This window comes from Bradyrhizobium forestalis, assembly GCF_002795245.1.
GTDB classification, from domain to species: Bacteria; Pseudomonadota; Alphaproteobacteria; order Rhizobiales; family Xanthobacteraceae; genus Bradyrhizobium; species Bradyrhizobium forestalis.
Window position 1 is genome coordinate 257,054 of sequence record NZ_PGVG01000004.1, and the last position, 20,303, is coordinate 277,356.

Sequence of the window (20,303 nt, forward strand, 5' to 3'; positions counted from 1 at the left end):
CGCTAGAGCTCCTTCTTGATGTCGACGATGCGCGACATCATGGTGATGATCAGGAAGGTGATCGCGAGCAGGATCACGGCGTTCGCCGCTGCGGCCGGGAACTGCAGCGCGTTGACCCGCGTCTCGATGATCTTGCCGGCGGCGGCAATCTGCTGGCCGCCCATCACGCCGATGGTGATGAAGTCGCCCATGACGATGGTGATGACGAAGATCGAGCCGATCACGATGCCGGGCTTGGCCAGCGGGATGATGACGTTGACGAGGGTCTGCAAGCCGGTGGCGCCGGCGTCATAGGCGGCCTCGATCAGCGACTTGTCGATGCGCACCATCGAGTTGAAGATCGGCACCACCATGAAGAAGGTGAAGAGGTGCACCAGCGCCAGCACCACGGAGAATTCGGAGAACAGCAGCCATTCCAGCGGCTGGTTGATCACCCCGGTCTTCATCAGGCCGGAGTTCACGAGGCCGTTGCGGCCGAGCAGGGGAATCCAGGCGATCATGCGGATCACGTTGGAGGTCCAGAACGGGATCGTGCAGAGCAGCGACAAGCCCATCTGCCAGGTCTTGGACTTGACGTGGAAGGCGAGGAAATAGGCAACCCAGAAGCCGATGAAGAGGGTGATCGCCCAGACCATGAAGCACAGCTTCAGCGTCTTCAGATAGGTCTTGCCGATCGTGCAGAGATCGGGGAGCTGCGCGATGCAGCCCTCGAACGTGTCGGTGTAGCCGCGGCCGGAGAAGGCCGGCAGCAGCTGGTATTCGTTGTAGTCCCAGAAGGACACGATGACGACGAAGACCAGCGGAATGAGAAAGAAGGCGAGGAACACCAGCATCATCGGCCCGGCCTGGAGCCAGGAGATGAAAGACGGCGACAGGCGCGCCGCTTTCGCGGCGCGCTTCGTCTCCGATCCCCGGACGAGGTCCGGGGATGCCTGATGCAGGATGTCCTCCGACGTATCCATCACGCGGCGATGAACTCGTTCCACTTGCGGACCATGTAGTCGTTCTCGTCCATCACCGCGTTCCAGCAGGCGACGCCGCCCATGCGATCCTCGTAGGAGCCGCCGTCGCGCACCGCGCCGGCCTTCTCCAGCAGCGAGCCGTCGGGCGCCTTGATGTCCTTCTCGGCCGGCTTGCCTTCCATCCAGTAGGCCCACTCGTAGGGCTCCATGTGCGCCTTCGCGGTGGAGAGCACGGCGGAGTAATAGCCTTGGCGGTTGAGGTAGGCGCCGGCATAGCCGGACAGGAACCAGTTGACGAATTCATAGGCCCATTCGAGCTTGGCACCCGAGACGCCCTTGGAGACGCAGAAGCCCGATGCCCAGGAGCGGTAGCCTTCCTTCAGCGGCTGGAAGGTGCAGGGAATGCCCATCGAGCGCACCTTGGTCACCGCCGGCGACCACATCGACTGGATGACGGTCTCGCCCGATGCCATCAGGTTGACGCTCTCGTTGAAGTCCTTCCAGAAGGCGCGGAACTGGCCGGCCTTCTTGGCCTCGGTCATCACCTTCATGGTGAGATCGATTTCTTCCTTGGTCATGTTGCCCTTGTCGGCATATTTGTACTTGCCGGTGGCTTCCACGACCATCGCGGCATCCATGATGCCGATCGAGGGGATGTTGAGGATCGAGGCCTTGCCCTTGAACTCGGGGTTGAGCAGCTCGGCCCAGGTGCTGATCGGACGCTTGATCAGGTCGGGGCGGATGCCGAGCGTGTCGGCGTTGTAGACGGTCGGGATCAGCGTCACGAACTCGGTCGCCGATGTCGCGAACTTCTTGGAGTCCTTGCCTTCGAGATAGAGCACCTTCCACGGCGCGGTGCCCTGGCCGCCGATCTTCTTGCCGCCGGGCGTCATGCCCTTGGTGAAGACCGGCGTGATGTTATCGAATTGCTTGATCTTCTTGGCGTCGAGCGCAAGGATGTTGCCCGACGGCACCAGCTTCTTCAGCGAGAAATATTCGGTATCCAGTACGTCGAAGGAGTTCGGCTGGGTCATCACGCGCTTGGTGACGTCGTCGGTGGTCGCGGTGATGTATTCGATCTTGATGCCGGTATCCTTCAGGCACTGCTTGGAGATGTCGTCGCCCTCGTTCACGGCGGTGCCGAGATAGCGCAGCACCTTTGCATCGGCCGACTTCACGTAGGGAAAGCCGGTGATCGCGCCGGAGCCGGCGGCAAGGCCCGCGAGACCCGCGGTGCCCTTGAGTAGCGTGCGGCGGCTGACGCCGGTCGTCCTGGTGGTCTCGCTCATGTCAGTCACTCCTCTGTTGCGCATTCCAGTGATCGATCGGCGCTATTGCAGGCGTTGCGCCTTGGCGGGATCCCAGGTCGCCAGCACGCGATCGCCCGGACGGAACGGGTGGACGTCGAAGGTGGCTTCGGGAACATGGGAAAACAGGGTGGTGCCGTCGTCGAGCGTGAGTGAGACGGCGATGTAGGAGCCCTGGTACTCGGTCTGGGTCAGCAGCGCCGGCGCGCCGAACGCGCCGTCGGCGAACGGCACGATGCCGAGCTGATCGGCGCGCACGGCAATGAGGTTGCCGGCGTCGCTGAGCACGTTGTGGCCACCGATGAAGCGCGCCACGAATTCGGTGCGGGGATAATGGAAGATGTCGCGGGCGGTGCCCTGCTGCTCGATCCTGCCGTGGTTCATCACCACGATGTGGTCGGCCAGCGCCATCGCTTCTTCCTGGCCGTGGGTGACCTGGATGAAGCTGATGCCGAGCTCGCGCTGCAGCCGCTTCAATTCGCCCCGCATCTTCACTCGCAGGAACGGGTCGAGCGCCGACAGCGGCTCGTCGAGCAGGAGGATCTGCGGCTCGGTGATCAGCGCGCGGGCGAGCGCCACGCGCTGCTGCTGGCCGCCGGAGAGCTGCGCCGGGAGACGGCCCGCATATTGGCTCATCGCGACCAGCTCGAGCAGTTCGCCGGCGCGCTTGTGCCGCGTCGGCTTGTCGATGCCGCGCATCTTGAGTGCGAAGGCCACATTGTCGAGCACGGTGAGATGCGGAAACAGCGCGTAGGACTGGAACATCATCGCCGTGCCGCGCTTGGCGGGCTCGAGGTCGGTGACGTTCTGCGCGCCGAGGATGATGTCGCCCGCGCTGACCGCCTCGTGGCCCGCGACCATGCGCAGGGTCGAGGTCTTGCCGCATCCGGAGGGGCCGAGCAGGCAGCAATAGGTGCCGGCCGGGATCTTCAGGTTGACGTTGTCGACCGCCAGCGTGGTGTCGTAGCGCTTGGTGACGGCGACCAGTTCGAGTGCGGCGGGAGTGGCCATGGCGTGTCCGAGGAGGGGCGATGCGTCCCGCCTCTCTCCGCAAGGTCCGTGCCAACAGCAGTCGGCGGTGCGAATTTCCAAAACTGTGCAGCGGAGTCAGATCGTTAGGTCAATTCCGGCCCGGTTCGGCTGGCCGCCACCTGCGCAGTCATCTGCACACAAAACAGGCGCAGATTGTATAAAGTTTCGCCTGTGATTGGATACAGCTCGTCGACTAACATTCGAGGCCGAACGTCTTTCGATCGAGCCCTCACTCCCATGGCCGCCAAGACCCGCCAAAAATCCGATGCGCCAGACGCGAGCGATCGCGTCAGCCGTATCCGGGAGGGCGTGACCGCAGCGATCCTCGAGCACCGCCTGCTGCCGGGCACGAAGCTCGGCGAGGATGAGATCGGCGAGATCTACGGCGCGAGCCGCACGCTGGTGCGCACCGCGCTGCAGCAGCTCGCGCATGAGGGCATCGTCAATATCGAGAAGAACCGCGGCGCCTTCGTCGCGCGCCCGACGCCCGCCGATGCCCGCGAAGTGTTCGAGGCGCGCCGCCTGATCGAGCCCACCATCGTGGACCACGCGATCGACGCGGTCTCACCGGCCTGGCTCGATCGCCTCGGCCGGCATCTTGCTGAGAAGCGCGAAGCGGAATTGCGCGGCGACGCGCGCGCCTCGGTGCGGCTCTCCGGCGAGTTTCATCGTCTCGTCGCCGAGATGAGCGGCCACAGCATCTATCTCGGCTTCCTGAAGGAGCTGATCGCGCGCTCCTCGCTCATCATCCTGCTCTACCGCCGCCACGACACGCCGGCCTGCGGCACCGACCATCACGCGGGAATCGTTGCCGCGATCCGCAAGCGCGACAAAGCACGCGCGGGGGCCTTGATGCTGTCGCACCTGAACGAGATCGAGGCGGAGCTGTTCCTGAAGGATCCCGCCGCCGACGAGCTGCGGCTCGCGGATGGGCTCGGCGCCTGACCGGTACTGCGAGGCGTTGCAGCCGGGCCGGCGGGGCCGCATCAGCGGCTGAACTCGCTTTCGGCGGCAAGCTGGCCGTCAGGCGTGATCTCGTATTCGCCCTCCTGCTTGGTCATCCATCCTGATCTGACCATCTCTCGTGCAAGCTGTATCGAGCAGATCGGATGACTGCCTCCTGGGTAATACAGCCTGTCATTTCGGACGAGCAGGTGCCCATACAATTGAGCCTGACGCAGCGCTCTGCGCATTCCCGGTGATGGAGTTTTCATGCCGTTTCAAGCGCGAGCGCGGTGAAGGTTCCTAATGAACGGGGTGGCCTTCATTGGCATTTCCGCTCGCCGTCTGCCGGACAGGAACCCTGATCCTGCCGCCTCGTTTGTTCTTCCGAGGAGAACGGTCATGAACGTACGGGACGAGCACACCCGATCGCCCTGGATGGATGTCTCGGTCGCCGACGCGCCGGCGCTATCCGGGACCGTGGGCACGGACGTCGTCGTTGTCGGTTCTGGAATTGCCGGGTTATCGGTCGCCTATGAACTTGCCAGCCACGGACGTTCGGTCGTGGTGCTGGACCGCGGCGGCATCGGCAGCGGTATGACGGCGCGCACCACCGCACACCTGGCGACGGCGCTCGACGACGGTTACGACGCGTTGGTGAGGGTGCGAGGCCACGACTGTGCCCGCCACTACTATCAGAGCGTCGCGACCGCGATCGATCGCGCCGAGGCCATCCAGCGTATCGAGCACATCGATTGCGATTTTCAACGCGTGGACGGCTATTGGGTGCTGGCGCCCGAAACGCCCGCATCCGAACTGGACCAGGAACTGGATTGCTGTCGCAAGCTGATCATTCCCATCGAGAATTGCGTCGAGCCGACCCCGTTCCATGCCAAAGGCCAGATGCGTTCGCTGCGGTTTCCGCGCCAGGCACGCGTGCACCCGACCAAATATCTCGCAGGTCTGGCGAGCGCATTGGAGCGCCGGGGAGCGAAGCTCTACGCCGACACCTGTGTCGAGAGCATCCACGAACACCATGGCGACACGGTCGTGACGACCGCCTCAGGCCACGAGGTCCACGCCGCCGACGTGGTGGTCGCGACGAACTCGCCCGTCAATGTGCAGGTCGCGATCCACACCAAGCAGGCGCCTTACCGCACCTATGCGCTCGCCGCGAAGATTGCGGCCGGCGCGCTGGAGGATGCGCTGTATTGGGATACGCTCGATCCCTATCACTATGTCCGACTCCAGCCGTTCTCTGCCGACGAGGATATCGTGATCATCGGCGGCGAAGATCATAAGTCGGGTGAAGCGAACGACGGCGCACAACGCCTTGATGCGCTCGAACGCTGGGCGCGAGAGCGATTGCCGGACCTGCGCGAGGTCACTCATCGCTGGTCCGGCCAGGTGCTGGAGCCGATCGATTTTACCGGCTTCATCGGCCGCAGCCCCGACGAGGAGCATGTCTTCATCGTCAGCGGCGATTCAGGACAGGGGATCACGAACGGGCTCGTCGCCGGCTTGTTGGTGACGGATTTGATCACGATTGGCGCGAGCCCGTGGGAGGAGGTCTACGCCCCGGCCCGGAAGATTCACAAGAACATCGGCGAGCTCATCAACGAGAACATCACGCCGCTGAAGAATTTCGCGGAGTATCTTGCGGCGAGCGAAATCGCGAGCGTCGAACGTCTGCGGCCCGGCGAGGGCCGCCTCGTCCGCAGCGGCCTGAAGAAGATCGCGGCGTGCCGCGACCGGAACGGGCATTTGCATCTGCATTCGGCAAGCTGCACCCATCTCGGCTGCGTCGTGCACTGGAATTCACTCGAGCAGTGTTGGGATTGCCCGTGTCACGGCTCGCAGTTCGCCCCTGATGGCACCGCGCTCAATGGCCCCGCAGTGTCACCGCTGGGCGAGGCCGACAAGCCCGCCAATCTTGAAGCCGCGGAGTGAGCTGTTACCCCTGAAGAAGTTGCGGCCAAGCCCTTATGGTCCCTGCCGCCGCTGCCGTGGCTCAGAGATGTGCTGTGTCCATGAGAGCACTGAGCACCGTGGTGCGGCCGCTCGAACGATATTTATTTCTGCTCCTGACCGCCGGGAACCGGCTTTTTGGGGCGCGCATCCGAGGGAATCGATGCATCCGGCGGAGGGCTTGTCACAATCTCGGGCCGGTCATCGGGCAGGTGACTTCTAAGTGTCTCCAGAACCAGAAAGAATTTCTCGGCTAGCATGAACCAAGCTCGTTGATGCGTTCATCTCGCTTTCGAGAACTGCGAGATTCCCTCTCGATACGATCACTAACTGTACGCGGCGCCAACTTAATTCGTCACGCCGCGCCCAATTGTGACAGTCCTCGTCGATACTTGCGCTTGAGATGTCACATGTGGACGATGATGCGTTGCGACGTAGCCTGACTATTCCTAGCGCGGCCGACCGGCTATATGCTCGTGATCTGTCATCGAACTGTCATGTTACCCTCAATGCTGAAGTCAGATTCAACACCGGCCCGGAAGACTCCGGGCGCGCCGGATGGGAATCATGCTCCGAAGGAGAACAAGCGAGCGCAAGTCATCGCCGGCTTCCTGAGGGAGCCCGCCGGAACAGGCGCGGAGCCGGGGATCGAAGGCGCTGTGAGTGATCCGGCGCCATCGCAAGAGATGACGCCTGATCTGGAGTCTGCTGAGCCGAGCGTTGGCGCGCGTCCCGCCGGCGAAATCGAGCTTAAGCTTCTCGTCGATCCCGATCGCATGGCGCATTTCAGCGCTGCGCCGGCTATCGCGGCGAACGCACGCAACAAGGGTACGCGAAAACGTCTCAAGTCCGTCTATTACGACACGCCCGAGCGGGAACTTCATCGCGCCGGCCTGAGTTTGCGTGTACGCCGGAGCGGCACGCGTTTTGTCCAAACCGTGAAGACCGACGCCGCGGACGATCCGCTACGTCGTGGTGAGTGGGAGGCGAGCGTGCCCTCGCTTGCGCCCGACCCCGCTTTGGCATTGCCGTTCATTCCGGAGAAGCTGCGCAGCCATCTCGGCGCACAGCCGCTGGAAGCGGTCTTCACGGCCGATATCCATCGGCACACGCGCATCGTCGATCTGCCGTCTGGCACGGTCGAGATAGCTTTCGACCAGGGCGAGCTGACGGCAGGCGGCAGGTCGCTGCCGGTGAGCGAGATCGAGCTGGAGCTCAAGAGCGGCAGCGCGAGCACGGTCTACGAGATTGCGTTGCGGCTTGCGGAGCACGGGGCGGTGAAGCCGTCCATCCGCAGCAAGTCCGCGCGCGGCTTCGACCTTGCCGCCGACAAGGCGCCGTCGGCGCGCCGGCCGCGCAAGCTTCGGCTCGATCCGTCCGTCACGCTCGATGAAGCCTTCTCGACCATCCTGCGCTCGTGCTTCCTTCATCTGCTGCAGTCCCTGCCGGCGGCCGAAGACGGCCGCAACCCGGAAGGCGTGCATCAGCTGCGCGTCTCGCTGCGCCGGCTGCGATCGGCACTCGACCTGATGCGATCGGTCGGCGCGCTGAGCAACCTCGATGCACTGCGGTCGGAAGCCAAATGGCTGGCGCAAGGCCTGTCCGCCGCGCGCGACTGGGACGTGTTCCAGCGTGACACCTTGCCGGCGATCGCAACAGCCTGTCCTTCGGTCGCGGGCTTCGATGTGCTGGGGCGGGTCGCAGCGCAGCGTCAGTCGGAGGCTTATCGCAGGGCCCACCTTGCGCTTGATGATCGCCGCTGCGCCCTGTTCCTGATCAGTCTCGGCGGCTGGATCGAGACGCGCGGCTGGCGCAACGACATCGCGTCCGAAGATCTCGGCCGGCTCGCCGAGCCCGCGGTCGATTTCGCACAGCGCGTTCTGTCGGAGCAGCACGCCAAGCTGCTCAAGCGCGGCCGCCGCTTCAAATCGCTTAACGTCGACGAGGTGCACCGGGTGCGGCTCGCGGCCAAGCGCTTGCGCTATCTCGGCGAGTTCCTGCTGCCGCTGTTTGCCGATCGCAAGTCCGCGCGAAAATTCGCGCGCAGGCTCGCCGGCTTGCAGGAGGAGCTCGGCGCATTCAACGACATGGCGGTGACGGCCTCATTGCTCGACGGGCTCGGTTCCGAAGATCGCGACAGCGCCATCGCGGCGGCCGCGATCGCAGGCTGGCAGGCGCGTGCATCGATCAGCGTGCACCGGTCCTTGCAGGACAGCTGGCGAGACTTCACCGCGGCGCGCGTGCCGTGGTCGTCGCAGGGCTGACCGCGCATCCCCAAAAAAGTTGCGGCCAGCCATTGGGGGATGGCTGGCCGCGCGCGAACCGGTCTGGGACGGGGAGGGGTGGGGATGTGACCGGGTCACGTAACCTGTTGTCTCGTTCCTACTAATCCTTCGCGCTGGCGGTGGAGACCGCCGGCTTGGTATCGCCCAGCGAGACCCAGACGTTGGGATCGCTCTGCGACTGGCGCTTGACGAAGCGGTAGCCGGTCTCCGTCCAGGCGACGACGTTCTCGTTCTGATTGTCGAGAACGAACTCACCCTTGTCGGTCTTCACCGTCAGCACCGCGTGGCCTTCGCCCTTCTTGTCGCGCACCACGGTGATGAGCAGGGCCTGGCGCGGCCAGCCGGCATCCATCAGCATCTTGCGCTTCAACAGCACATAGTCTTCACAGTCGCCGTAGCCGTCTGATGGCAGCGACCACTTCTCGATCACGCCCCAGTGCTCCTGGTCGGTCAAAGGCTTGACGGTCTCGTTGACCCACCGATTGACCTTGACGAGGTCGCGCCATGCGGCCTGCGACATCACGATGTCGCGCGGCTGCATCGGTGCGCTCTGGCACTGGGCAGCATTATCCGCGCAGAACTCGACCCAGCCGATCGGCGCACGCGTGGTGTCGCCGAGGCTCGCGTAGAGCAGACGGCCTTCGCCGGCCTGCGCTGCCGCGCTGATCCCGAAGAGCATGGCGACCAGCGCCAGCCTCTTCCCCTGTCCCCTGAACTCAAACATTGCGGCCCCCGTTTCTTGTTGGGACCACATTTCGCACGGAGCTTTTGAGTTGCCGCTAAGTCAGCCAAGTCAAGTCGAGACGAATACAAGTAAAAGGCGGCGCGAATTCGATCTATACTTGAAGCGAATTCGAATAAAATTCGATATGACTGCAATTGATTCAAATTTTATCGATTAACGCGGAAATGCTGGCAGAAGCGCTGTTTGCGCGCAGCTGCAACCCGCGCGTTAACCGCGGGCGGCATGCCGTAGGACATGAAAAAGGCGGCGTCCGCATCGCGGAGGCCGCCTTCAAGCCTGGAAATATGGAGGTTTTCGCGTCCTTGCGCTTTACCGCGCGGTAACGCTCTCTTCGAGTGTCTCGGCCGGCTGCTCGTGCATGAACTCCAGCGCGAAGCCGTCCTCGAGGTTTCGGACCACGCGGCCCTGGACCCGGCCGAGCAGAACGGTCGATTTCAGCGGCGGGCGGTTCTCGGCGGCGATCGCCGCGCCCGACAGCGAGAGGTCGATGATGCGGCAGGTCATCTTGGTGCCGTCCTCGAGCGTCAGCACCGCGATGGGGTTGCGCGGCACGATACGATCGTGGCGGCGGTCCTCCGGCAGATTGAGGATGTCGCGATTGGCGAGCCAGGTCAGCTGGGCCGCGAGCTTGTCGCGCTTCCTCGGCGTCGCCCCGATCGTCATGGCAAAGCCATTGTCGATGATGCGGGTGATCTTGCCCTCGACGCGGCCGATATGGTCGAGATAGGCGACGACGCGGTCGCCGACATTGCCGATGCCGGGGGCGAGCAAAGCGAGGCCGCCCGGCGACATGTTGATCACCTGGCAGGGGAATTCCCGGCGGTCCGGCAGCATGTAGCGGCCGAGCAGGTGCACCTTCACCCGCTGGAAGCGCCTGCGCTCCTCGGCGGCCGGAAGAAATTTTTTGTTCGCCAACGCCATTTCCAACACCCGACCCCCCGCCCGGGCGGAGTCCGGCACGACCCTAAGGTGCATAGGGTTAATGCCGCGTTAGGATCGGGCGCGGCGGATACGAACGGCAACAATGCGCTCGAAAAGCCACATCAGGGGCGGGCAGGCCGAGACCGGGCGACTGTGGCAGTCCCGATGACGACCAGGCCGCCCTCGCCGCCGCGAGGGGCACACAAGCGATGCCGCGAACCTGCGCGTTCCTCATGCCTTGCGGCGGGTCCAGCTTTCCTGGGGCTCGTCGGCCCATGTGGTATCAAGGCCAAGCATCGTGATCCAGGTCTCGGCCAGCTTGCCGCCCTCAATGCGATAGCTCTGCATTCCGGCACGGCTGCGCCTCTCGCCGATCGCGGGATCGGGCCATACGAATGCAAATCGGAACCACGCGCGGTCGATCGTGAAGGAATGATCATACACCACGACGCGGATTCCGGGCCGGTCTCGATGCACGGTCTGCAATTCCGCAGCATACTCGTCCCGGCTGACGGTCCGGTCGCCTCTCTCATCGTGACGGATATAATGCGATCCCACGCAGTCCGGGATCAGGTCAAATCGTCCGTCGTGCCAAACCTGCTCCCAACGATCGAATAGAGCGCGTATGCGATCAGTCATGGGCTCTCCGAAAGGAAATCGGTGCAACGCTGCGTGCTTCGCTGCAAGATTCCTGCCGGAATACGGAGTCTGCACTGTTGAGCGTGAAGGCGTGTAGTCCGCACGAGCAATGCGACTTGCGGGAGCGTCGGTCCCACATGTCGCTTTCGACTGGCTCGTCGAGCTATGGCGGACAAGTCGCCCCACGCGGGCCGCGAGATTATCCGCTACCATCGCCCTCATGGAACAGAACAGCCTCTACTATCGCCCAGATCTCTACGACTTGATGGCGCCGCGAGATGCGATCCTCGAACGCTTCTATGTCGAGACGGCGTGCGAGCGAGGCGGCTGCGTTCTCGATCTTGCATGCGGCAGCGGTCGCCTGACCGTTCCGCTGGCGCAATCCGGGCTTGAGGTCGTCGGAGCCGATCTGTCTTGCGCGATGCTCGAGCGTGCGCGGAATCATGCCAGAGCGAATGCGGTTGAACCGAGATTCATCCAGCTGGACATGCGCGATTTCGATCTCGGCGGGCGGACGTTCGACACCATCATCGTCGCCGTGAACTCGATCCTGCACCTGCATAGCCCCGACGACTCAGAGGCTTCTTCGGGTCGGTCGGCAGACACCTATCGCTGCAGGGCCGGCTGGTGTTCGACGCCTTCCTGCCCGATATCGCCATGCTCAACGCTGATCCCAACAAGCGCGAGTTGATCGGCACGGTGGTCCACGACGGCATTGGCGCGATCACCGTCGAGGAGCGCGCGCGATACGACCCGCTCACCCAGATCAGGCACGTGGATTGGTACTGGTCGACCGAGACGGAGAAGGACTTTTGGCAAGCCGCCTTGCCGATGCGCTGCATCTTCCCGCAGGAGATGCCGTTGCTCGTGGCCTCGGGCGGCCTGGGCCTCATCGCGCGCTTCGGTGATTTCGATCGCAGCCCGCTGGCGGCGGGAAGCATGCGGCAGATATGCGTCTGCGGTCTTTAGTCCTGTAGCCCGGATGAGCAAAGCGATATCCGGGGCCGCTGTTCCCGCATGTCGCTTTGCTCATCCGGGCTACGAACCCGATCCTACGCCAGTGCCTTGACGTAGACCGCATACGGCACGCCCAAGATATCCGGCGCCTCTCGCACCTTCGCAAATCCCATGCGCAGATACAGCGGCAGCGCGACCGTCATGATCGGTGTCGTGTGCAGCGCGATGACCGACGATTGGTCGCGCTCGGCGCGGCGAACGCATTCTTCCGTGAGTTGGCGGCCGATGCCCTTGCCGCGCGCGAGGGGATCGACCACCAGCATGCGGATGACCGGCCAGGCCGGATCGAAGAACGCAGGCTTCGGTTGCCGTGGGCCGATATAGGCGACAGCGCCGACGATCTGGCCGCCATTTTCGGCGACGATGATCTCGCCGGTCTTGGCAAGTTCCGGCATCTTCGCGACGTGAGTCATAAACAGCGGCCAGTCGGAATAGTGCTGCTCGAATTGGGCAAAAGCCGCCAGCGCGACACCCATGATCGCCTCGGCATCTGCTGGCTGATAGTCGCGTAGCATCAGGCTTTTCCTTGTAGCCCGGATGAGCGCAGCGATATCCGGGGCCGCTGGTCCCGCATATCGCGGAGCCTGTCATCGGGCGGCGCTTTGCGCCGACCCGTTGGCTCATGCGGGCTACGAGACACGCGCTTGGCATGGCCGCGCATCTCACATACGCTTCGCCTCAGCCCGCACCAGCAATCATAACAGACGGGCACGAGGAAACAGCCATGGAATCCATCCGCGTCTGCACCCACGCCGGGCCGGGATCAGAACCCGTCATCCGCACCGTGCCATGGCCGAAGGTCGGCCGCAAAGCTGCGCTGATCAAGGTCGGCGCCTGCGGGGTCTGCGGCACCGATTTGCACATCCTCAAAGGCCATTGGCCGAAGCCGCTGCCGTGGCCGTTCACGCTCGGCCACGAGCTCGGCGGCGTCATCGTCGAATGCGGTGACGAGTTCACCGAGGATTTCATGAGCAAGCCGCTCAAGGTTGGCTCGAAGGTGATGATCCCGCCCTTGATGCCGTGCGGGCGCTGCTACTACTGCATCCATTATCCGCAAGTAGCGAACAAATGCCTGACGCCGGTCTATTACGGCCGCTATCTCGGCTTCGACAAGGCGCCGCATCTGTGGGGTGGGTGGGCCGAGTATGTTTATGTCGATCTCGACATGCTGCCGGGCACCAAGATCTACAAGCTGCCCGATGACATGTCGCTGCGGCTGGGGGCGCTGTCCGAGCCGCTGACCTCCTGCATCCGCGCCTTCAACCGCGCGACCCGCGCCGGTGGTTTTTCCTGGGGCGACACCGTGGTGATCCAGGGCTCCGGCCCGATCGGCATTCTGGCGGTCGCGGCCGCAAAGGAGATGGGGGCAGGGCGCGTCATCTGCGTCGGCGCGCCGGAGGAGCCGCGGCTCAAGCTCGCGCGCGAATTCGGCGCGGAGGCGACTGTGAACATCGAGGAGCTGAAGTCACCGCAGGATCGCATCGATCGCGTGCGGAAAATCGTCGGCGGCTTCGGCGCCGATCTCGTGATGGATTGCTCGGGCCATCCCACGGCCGGCCCTGAAGGCATCGAGATGCTGCGCGACGGCGGCACCTATGTCGAGATGGGCCAGTTCACCGACGCCGGCTCGATCGACACGTCATGGCACCGCATCTGCACCAAGGACCTCAACGTGCTGGGATCCTGGGGCTTCACCGGCAATGATCTCCCGCTCGGCGTCGACATGCTCTACCGCACGCGTGACAAATATCCGTGGCTGAAGATGCAGACGATCTATCCGTTCACCGAAGAGGGCGTCGCGCAGGCGGTGAAGGACGCGATGGCGATGAAGACGGTGAAGTCGACCATCGTGCCGTGGCCGGAGCTGGTGGAGTGAGATTTTGTAGCCCGGATGAGCGAAGCGACATCTGGGACGTCTATAAAGGCTTTCCCGCATGTCGCTTCGCTCATGCGGGCTACGCGTCGGAGTTTGGATTGAGCGACGAAATGACCAACGATCAGACAACCGGCCCAAACCGGCGCTCGCCCTTCCGCGCCATCCGCGCAATCGACTACACCGTTGTCTTCGTGCGCGACATGGCCGCGATGCGGCGCTTCTATGAGGACGTCCTCGCCTTTCCGTTGCTGAGCGAGCTCTCGCCGAACTGGATCGAGTACGGCCTGGGCAGCAATACGCTGGCGCTGGCCCGTCCGAGCCGCACCGCCGCTGATGCACCGACGCCGGCGGGGAGCGCCGCGCTGCAATTGGCGTTCAAGGTCTCCGCGGACGAGGTCGATCAATGCGCCGGCGAACTCGTTCGACAAGGTGTGGCGCTGCTCTCGCCGCCGACGAACCAGTCCTTCGGCCACCGCACGCTGTTCTTCCGCGATCCCGACGGCAATCTGCTGGAGATCTATGCGGAGATCTGAGAAATTCTATTTGACGTATCCGGACAACATGGCGTGCGCCCATTCCGGGCGGTTGTTGGCGAGCGCACGCGCCGACGCGGCCTCCCAGTCGTATTCGAGGGCGAGGAGTTCGACTTGCCAGCCCTTCTGTCTTTTCGTGAGGACCGCATACCGGGCGTGAGGCGAGCGGTATTCCAGGTTCGCGGCAAAGGGAATGTCCGCGAACACCGGGCAACCAACGCTCCCCGGATTGAGAACCAGACATTCGCCGGGGCCCTGAATGACCGCCTGGCGGTGGCTATGACCACAGAGCACCACGCGGGCCGCAGGTTCACTCTTGAGACGCGTCGCTAGCACCTCGCGCCGTGCCGGCACAAAGCGGCCGTCGTCGAGCGATTCCTCGAGCAGGCACGTCGTATCGTCATCGGGCGTGCCATGGCAGGCCAGGATCCCATCGTCCAGCCATATCCGGGAAGGCAAGCTGTGGAGTGCACGACGCTGCTCCGCAGTCAATGCGTTGCGCGCAAACAGACCTGCCGGCGAGAGCTTGTCGTCCGGAAATTCCTCAATCCAGCGATCATGGTTTCCGCGCACGGTCGGCAATGACAGCGACTGGAGTGCTTCGAAGGTTTCTCTCGGCCACAACGGGCTGGTGACGCAATCGCCCAGATTGACCGTACGATCGACGCCGCGCGTCTTGATGTCGGCCAGCACGGCCTCCAAAGCGGCAAGATTGCCATGGATATCGGAAATGACTGCCAATCGCATCGTTGCGCTTCCCCAGATAATCAGACCTGAACGTGGCTCGGCTGTCGGCCGACCTCGTCGCACGTTAATCGAGGCGGCCGCAAAAATCCGCTGCAACCTTCAGGCGGGGTGCTCTCCACCAAGCCATGCAACATAGGCATGGTGATTTCCGGGCGCTTGGCGTAAAGAGCGCCCAGATCAAATCAGCGTGCGGCCGGGCCGTTTGCCGCGCACGCAGCTCAGGTCCGCAGGATCACCGTTCCGCGCCTGAATCAACCAAGGTTCTCCATCTCGTGTCTCTTCCGGCCCTGACCCCGCCGCTCGCCCGCGCTTTGGCCGAGCGGAACTATGATTCACTGACCCCCGTCCAGCTCGCGGTCCTCGCCCATGAGGCCACCGGCCGCGACCTCCTGGTGTCGGCCCAGACCGGCTCCGGCAAGACCGTCGCTTACGGATTGGCCATCGCCAAGAATCTTCTTGATGATGCCGAGCAGTTCGGAGCTGCGGCAGCGCCGCTCGCCTTGATCGTGGCGCCGACCCGCGAGCTCGCGCTTCAGGTTCAGCGCGAGCTGGCCTGGCTCTACGGACATGCGGGCGGGCGCGTCGTCTCCTGCGTTGGCGGCATGGATCCGCGCCGCGAGCAGCGCGAGCTGGCCGCCGGCGCCCACATCGTCGTCGGCACGCCCGGACGGCTGTGCGATCATCTGCGCCGCGGTCGCCTCGATATCTCCGAACTCGCCGCCGTCGTGCTCGACGAGGCCGACGAGATGCTCAATCTCGGCTTTCGCGAGGACATGGAATTCATCCTCGAGACCACGCCGGAGACGCGCCGCACCCTGCTGTTCTCGGCGACCTTTCCGCGCGGCATCGTCGCGCTTGCCAGGCAGTATCAGCGCGACGCCTTCCGGATCGAGGTCGCCGGTGACGAGGGTGGCCACGCCGATATCGAATACCGCGCGATCCGCATCGCGCCCGCCGACGTCGAGCATGCCGTCGTCAACGTCTTGCGCTTCTACGAGGCGCCGAGCGCGCTGGTGTTTTGCAGCACGCGCGATGCCGTCAGGCATTTGCAGGCCGCGCTTTTGGAACGCGGTTTCTCCGTGGTCGCGCTATCGGGCGAGTTGACGCAGAACGAACGCACCCTGGCGCTGCAATCGCTGCGGGACGGACGCGCCCGCGTCTGCGTCGCGACGGACGTTGCCGCCCGCGGCATCGATCTGCCGAGCCTCGACCTCGTCATTCATGCCGACCTGCCCAATGACGCCGAAGTCATGCAGCACCGCTCGGGCCGCCCCGGGCGCGCGGGCCGCAAGGGGACCAGCGTCCTTCTGGTGCCGCCGGCGCGGCGGCGGCGTGCCGAGTTGCTGCTCAATCTCTCTGGGATCGACGCGGCCTGGGGCATCGCGCCCCAGGCGGATGAAATCCGCAAGCTCGATCATGAGCGCATGAAGGACGTGCTGTTCACCGAGGAGACCGCTGCCGACGACCTCGCTCTCGCGCAGGCGCTATTGGCCGAGCGCTCGCCCGAGGACATCGCCGCCGCGCTGGCGCGCCTTTACCGTGCGCGGCTGCCGTCGCCCGAGGACATCATCGATCCCGGCGAGCGGACCGGCCGGCCACGCGACGAGCGCGGCCGCGACAGGTTTGAAGGCGGCGGCGATCGTCCGGCCAAGCCCCGATCGAAGTCGGGGAAAGCGTCGTCGAAGCACGGCATGGCGGAGGCCAGCGTCTGGTTCCGCGCCGCGATCGGGCGACGCAAGAATGCGGAGGCGCGCTGGGTGCTGCCGATGATCTGCCGCCGCGGCGGCATCGACAAGCGCGACATCGGCGCCATCAAGATCATGGACACCACCACCGAGTTCGAGATCTCCGAGCGGGTCGCCGAATCCTTTGCGGCGAAGATCAAGCGTCCGGACAAGGAAGACAGCATCCGCATCGAGCCGATGGCGGATGCTCCGCAGCGCCCGGCGCCGGCGGAGGAGCGGTCACACGCGCCGCGTCGCGAGAGGGACGATGGCGATCATCGCGAACGCCGCGACGATCGCCCGCGCGAAGCACGTGAGTTCAAGCCACGCGGCAAGCCGCCCGGCGAGCGCGCGCCGCGATTTGACGATGCGCCGTCCTTTGGAAAGAAAAAGAAGCATCGGGACAAGCAGGGCCGCGCGGAGCCCTCGGTCACCCCGTGGCCGGTGAAGGGCGCGCCGGGAAAGAAGTCGAAGAAGAAAAAGCATCGCGGCTGAGCCGCCGCTGTTCAGGACGGCAATGATGCCGCCGGATTGCACCGGCGGCATCATCTGAAAGGTCAGGTGTGAGTTCAGCGGCCGCCACCGCCGCCACCTCCGCCTCCGCCGCCACCGCCGCCGGCATCGCGCATCGACGAGCTATAGCGCGGGTCGGTCTGCTTCATGTAGGTCGGCGAGGTATCGAGATGGATGACGCTGGTGCGGCTTCTGCCCACATGCGGCGTTTCGACGACGATGCCGCAGCCTTCGAAGAAGGCGGTGTCGCAGCCATAGGTGCGGTACTGTGCCGCGTTGGCGCTGGTCGCGGTGAACGCGGCCGTCGCAACGCATGCAAGAAGAGCAACTTTCGACAATGTGAGTTTCATGGATCTTCTCCAGCCTCGGTTCGGCGAGACCGGAACGGCTCGCACATCCCTTCGACGGAGGCTGATCCAACCCGGTTCGAGACGGCGGTTTCACGCCCGCGTGAGCCGGGCAGTCGGGAAGGGACGTTACGTCGCAGCGAGGTCGCGCAGCATATAGGTCGCGCTTTCGCCATACGAGGCGAGCTTTGCACGCAGATCCGTATCCATCGTGGCGGCCCCAAAACCGAGGCGTTCCCACAGCGGCCGCGTGGCGTAGACCGAGACCAGCGCGAGCGTCGCGATGTGTGACGCGCGCGCCAGCTGCTCGATATCGGCAACATAATCGCGCGCAACGCCGCCGCGAAAACCGGGCAATACGGCGATGTCGTGCAGGTAGAGGCAATCCGCGCGATCGGGCAATTCTTGCAGGAAGCTGTTGAGCGGCGGAATCCGGTACTGCATCCAGGGATGCGTCAGTCCGTAGCCGACGATGCCTTCATCCGCGCCGAGCACGCGGCAGCCGTCCGGGTAGAGCCGCATCTTCTCCGCGAGCACCTCGGGGCGTTCAGGCAGCGCAGGATGGATGCCTGCTGCGATCGCGCTGATCGCAGGCAGGTCGGAGGTGCGCGCGGGACGCCAGTGCGTCTTGCTCATGTCGATCCGTCGTTCCGTCTCGGTTGGTCCATTTATGCCGCAGCGCTGCCGTGGCGTCATCTCGGATATTCCAGCTGCATCGCGACGAAGTCGGCCGTGCGCGTCCCGTAGCGCGCATCGATGGCGTCAAGCGTCTGGTCCAGCGCTCGCGCCGGCGGCAGGTCAACGGCGGCCGGCGGCGTCAGCTTTGCCGGCCAGTCGGCCGCGACCTCGTCCGGCAGGATGCGAAGACCGCCGCGACTGGTCCGCGCCTCTGCCGTGGCCGCGAAGGTGAGGGCTCGCGAGCGATAGGTGCGCGACCACGCATCGGCGACAAGCGCAAGCGACACCTCGTCGAAATCAGGCGTCAGCGCGATGCCGAGTTGCTCGCGGTTCCAGAATGCGAGCGTGTTGGCGATCGCCGTCAGCGCAAAGGGGCGCGTGAACCGGAACGCCTCGCTGCGGTGGCGCGCATCCCATTGCGCCAGACCGATGTCGCGGGCGACCGCCTCCGCCTTGGTGCGGCCGGCGATGACCTCGACCAGGGTCAGGGCCATCGGCATGGATGCGGTGATGCCGGTCGTCGTCGCAACGCCGCGGTCGACCACCAGCCTGCGATCCGCGACATAGCTGATCGCAGAATACTTTTGTAGGTCGCGCACGGAATACCAGTGCGTGGTGGCCCGCCGGCCGTCGAGCAGGCCGGTGTTGGCAACGACCTTTGCGCCGACGCAGACGCCGATGATGATCGCACCCTTGCTGGCCTGGCTCTTGATCCACTGTAACGCCACGGCATCGTCTTCGCGGCTCATCGCGGGCACGATCACGTAGTCGGCGCCGTCGGGATGGGCCGCATCGAACTCGGCGATGGTCGCGTGCGGCTGCACTTTCAGTGCGGGATAGAGCGCGACGGGTCCAGGCTGCGTCGCCAATGTGAGGACGTCGGCGACGTCAGCGCGCGCGAGGATGCCGTATGGCATCAGATAGTCGGTCGTCTCGCTCATGTCGTTGATGCCGACGATGGCGATCAGGGGACGTTTGCGCTTCGGCGGCTTCAGCGCCGCAAGCGTCGCATCGGCCTCGGCTTTGGATATCGCAGGCGCGGTTCCCGGAGCCGGCGCGCCGGGCAGCAGGAACAACCAGGTTGCGCCGATGACCGCCAGCAACGCCACGCAACCGACGCCACTCAACGCCAGAATGCGCCATGTCATGATGATGTCACCCGATCCCAATTGCTTCACGCGAGGCGGAAGCTAACTCTTGGCAACGAGATCAGGAATGACGCAGATCCGGCAAAAACGGCCATCCGCATGCGCGTTGATTTGCCCGCGCGGCGGTTCTTCTTGCGCGCGACGCCGCGCATCGGGCGGCGGAGATTATCTCAGCCCCTCATACACCATCAGCCCGCGTGCGACCTGCAATTTGCGGATGGCGCGCGGCAAGAGTTTCTCGGGTTGGTGCAGATAGCGCCAGGAGGTGAGGGTGAAGGCGGAAAGCATACCGCATTCGTCGTCGAACGGCGCGAGCACGCCTGTCACGCTCACCGGCGTGTGCGGGCGGGCGTTGAAGGGCAGCAGCAATAGCTCGAGATAGGCCTTGCTGCCGTCCTCGCGCGCGGCGGTGAGGCCGGCGATGGCGCCCAGCGTCTCGTCTGCGACGATGGTCGTGATCTCCTCGATCTCGCTTCGGCTCGCAGCATCGAACAGCGCCGCAAAGCTCTGGTCCTTGAGGTCACGCCCTGCCAGCGCGCAGACGCGCGTGCCGGCGACGCGGAACGGGAAGCCGAGATGGGGCTCGCAGGACAGCACGAAGATGTCGCCGAGCAGGCCGCGGACCGCGGCCGGATCGATGTCGGCCCTGTCAGGGGCCCGTGCAGTGCCGCGCTTCTTGTCCCAATATGCGAAGAACGCGCGGCTCGACGGATGTTTCATGACTGAACGCTCGCCCGGGGCGCAACCTCGAAGGGACAAACCTGTCCCGCTTCAGTGCACCCGCGATCCCTTCTGTTGTTGTGCAGGAGGGGATTTGCAGCGTCCATGCCGCAGCGGCGTTTTCGGGCCTGTTAAGGCGGTCTTTGCGTCATTAACGTTAAATTAACTATGCGCTTTGTGTCGGCCGCGCGCCTGCTAT

20 protein-coding genes are annotated in these 20,303 nt (G+C 64.4%); 8 read left to right on the top strand and 12 right to left on the bottom strand.

Annotated elements, in window-relative coordinates; all coding sequences use genetic code 11:
- Nucleotides 1-2 precede the first annotated feature (2 nt).
- The 3 genes from CVM73_RS07530 to CVM73_RS07540 are packed head-to-tail and all read right to left on the bottom strand — an operon-like array spanning nt 3 to nt 3,280.
- On the bottom strand, nt 3-962 hold the full coding sequence (locus CVM73_RS07530) for an ABC transporter permease (protein ID WP_100231367.1): 960 nt from the start codon (nt 960-962) through the stop codon (nt 3-5).
- Complete coding sequence (locus CVM73_RS07535; RefSeq protein WP_167406689.1) at nt 962-2,251, bottom strand: ABC transporter substrate-binding protein; 1,290 nt, start codon at nt 2,249-2,251, stop codon at nt 962-964. The genes CVM73_RS07530 and CVM73_RS07535 overlap by 1 nt, the downstream gene beginning before the upstream one ends.
- 42 nt (nt 2,252-2,293) lie before the next feature.
- Nucleotides 2,294-3,280, bottom strand: coding sequence for an ABC transporter ATP-binding protein (locus CVM73_RS07540; RefSeq protein ID WP_100231369.1), 987 nt, complete (start codon nt 3,278-3,280; stop codon nt 2,294-2,296).
- A gap of 258 nt (nt 3,281-3,538) precedes the next feature.
- Here CVM73_RS07540 and CVM73_RS07545 point away from each other — a divergent pair, with 258 nt between their 5' ends.
- The 3 genes from CVM73_RS07545 to CVM73_RS07560 all read left to right on the top strand — a co-directional run bounded on the left by CVM73_RS07545 (nt 3,539) and on the right by CVM73_RS07560 (nt 8,475).
- Entirely contained in the window at nt 3,539-4,246 is a 708-nt protein-coding gene (locus tag CVM73_RS07545; protein ID WP_100231370.1) for a GntR family transcriptional regulator, read from the top strand.
- A 399-nt stretch (nt 4,247-4,645) separates the two neighbouring features.
- Nucleotides 4,646-6,193 (top strand): FAD-dependent oxidoreductase, encoded by a 1,548-nt coding sequence (locus CVM73_RS07555; RefSeq protein WP_167406690.1) that lies wholly within the window; start codon nt 4,646-4,648, stop codon nt 6,191-6,193.
- A gap of 527 nt (nt 6,194-6,720) precedes the next feature.
- A complete protein-coding gene (locus CVM73_RS07560) occupies nt 6,721-8,475 on the top strand; it encodes a CYTH and CHAD domain-containing protein (RefSeq protein WP_100231373.1) in 1,755 nt (584 codons plus the stop codon).
- 121 nt (nt 8,476-8,596) lie between these two features.
- Here CVM73_RS07560 and CVM73_RS07565 read toward each other — a convergent pair whose 3' ends face one another.
- The 3 genes from CVM73_RS07565 to CVM73_RS07575 all read right to left on the bottom strand — a co-directional run bounded on the left by CVM73_RS07565 (nt 8,597) and on the right by CVM73_RS07575 (nt 10,801).
- Entirely contained in the window at nt 8,597-9,220 is a 624-nt protein-coding gene (locus CVM73_RS07565; protein ID WP_167406691.1) for a transglutaminase-like cysteine peptidase, read from the bottom strand.
- 330 nt (nt 9,221-9,550) lie between these two features.
- Nucleotides 9,551-10,162 carry a PilZ domain-containing protein gene (locus CVM73_RS07570; RefSeq protein ID WP_026312634.1) on the bottom strand — a complete coding sequence of 204 codons (612 nt, stop codon included), beginning with the start codon at nt 10,160-10,162 and terminating at the stop codon, nt 9,551-9,553.
- Nucleotides 10,163-10,393: 231 nt separating this feature from the next.
- On the bottom strand, nt 10,394-10,801 hold the full coding sequence (locus CVM73_RS07575) for a nuclear transport factor 2 family protein (RefSeq protein WP_100231375.1): 408 nt from the start codon (nt 10,799-10,801) through the stop codon (nt 10,394-10,396).
- A 265-nt stretch (nt 10,802-11,066) separates the two neighbouring features.
- Here CVM73_RS07575 and CVM73_RS41610 point away from each other — a divergent pair, with 265 nt between their 5' ends.
- Together CVM73_RS41610 and CVM73_RS07585 are read left to right on the top strand one after the other, a co-directional pair.
- On the top strand, nt 11,067-11,492 hold the full coding sequence (locus CVM73_RS41610) for a class I SAM-dependent methyltransferase (protein WP_347338454.1): 426 nt from the start codon (nt 11,067-11,069) through the stop codon (nt 11,490-11,492).
- Nucleotides 11,429-11,770, top strand: coding sequence for a hypothetical protein (locus tag CVM73_RS07585; RefSeq protein WP_167406667.1), 342 nt, complete (start codon nt 11,429-11,431; stop codon nt 11,768-11,770). Before CVM73_RS41610 ends, CVM73_RS07585 begins: the two co-directional genes overlap by 64 nt.
- 83 nt (nt 11,771-11,853) lie before the next feature.
- On the opposite strand, the gene CVM73_RS07590 is transcribed toward CVM73_RS07585, so the two are convergent.
- Complete coding sequence (locus CVM73_RS07590) at nt 11,854-12,333, bottom strand: GNAT family N-acetyltransferase (protein WP_100231378.1); 480 nt, start codon at nt 12,331-12,333, stop codon at nt 11,854-11,856.
- A gap of 209 nt (nt 12,334-12,542) precedes the next feature.
- Between CVM73_RS07590 and CVM73_RS07595 the strand changes: the two genes are divergently transcribed.
- Nucleotides 12,543-13,694: a zinc-binding dehydrogenase gene (locus tag CVM73_RS07595; RefSeq protein ID WP_100231379.1), complete on the top strand. Its 1,152-nt coding sequence runs from the start codon at nt 12,543-12,545 to the stop codon at nt 13,692-13,694.
- Between the two features lie 110 nt (nt 13,695-13,804).
- Nucleotides 13,805-14,227 (top strand): VOC family protein, encoded by a 423-nt coding sequence (locus CVM73_RS07600; RefSeq protein WP_100231380.1) that lies wholly within the window; start codon nt 13,805-13,807, stop codon nt 14,225-14,227.
- 6 nt (nt 14,228-14,233) lie between these two features.
- On the opposite strand, the gene CVM73_RS07605 is transcribed toward CVM73_RS07600, so the two are convergent.
- Nucleotides 14,234-14,974: a metallophosphoesterase family protein gene (locus CVM73_RS07605; RefSeq protein ID WP_100231381.1), complete on the bottom strand. Its 741-nt coding sequence runs from the start codon at nt 14,972-14,974 to the stop codon at nt 14,234-14,236.
- A gap of 287 nt (nt 14,975-15,261) precedes the next feature.
- On the opposite strand from CVM73_RS07605, the gene CVM73_RS07610 reads away from it, so the two are divergent.
- Entirely contained in the window at nt 15,262-17,193 is a 1,932-nt protein-coding gene (locus tag CVM73_RS07610; RefSeq protein WP_430641291.1) for a DEAD/DEAH box helicase, read from the top strand.
- 74 nt (nt 17,194-17,267) lie between these two features.
- Here CVM73_RS07610 and CVM73_RS07615 read toward each other — a convergent pair whose 3' ends face one another.
- From CVM73_RS07615 to CVM73_RS07630, 4 genes are all read right to left on the bottom strand, one after another.
- Nucleotides 17,268-17,561 (bottom strand): hypothetical protein, encoded by a 294-nt coding sequence (locus CVM73_RS07615; RefSeq protein ID WP_100231383.1) that lies wholly within the window; start codon nt 17,559-17,561, stop codon nt 17,268-17,270.
- A 126-nt stretch (nt 17,562-17,687) separates the two neighbouring features.
- Nucleotides 17,688-18,194, bottom strand: coding sequence for a GNAT family N-acetyltransferase (locus CVM73_RS07620; RefSeq protein ID WP_100231384.1), 507 nt, complete (start codon nt 18,192-18,194; stop codon nt 17,688-17,690).
- Between the two features lie 56 nt (nt 18,195-18,250).
- Complete coding sequence (locus tag CVM73_RS07625; RefSeq protein ID WP_100231385.1) at nt 18,251-19,384, bottom strand: DJ-1/PfpI family protein; 1,134 nt, start codon at nt 19,382-19,384, stop codon at nt 18,251-18,253.
- Between the two features lie 165 nt (nt 19,385-19,549).
- Complete coding sequence (locus CVM73_RS07630) at nt 19,550-20,104, bottom strand: PAS domain-containing protein (protein ID WP_100231386.1); 555 nt, start codon at nt 20,102-20,104, stop codon at nt 19,550-19,552.
- Between the last annotated feature and the right edge of the window lie 199 nt (nt 20,105-20,303).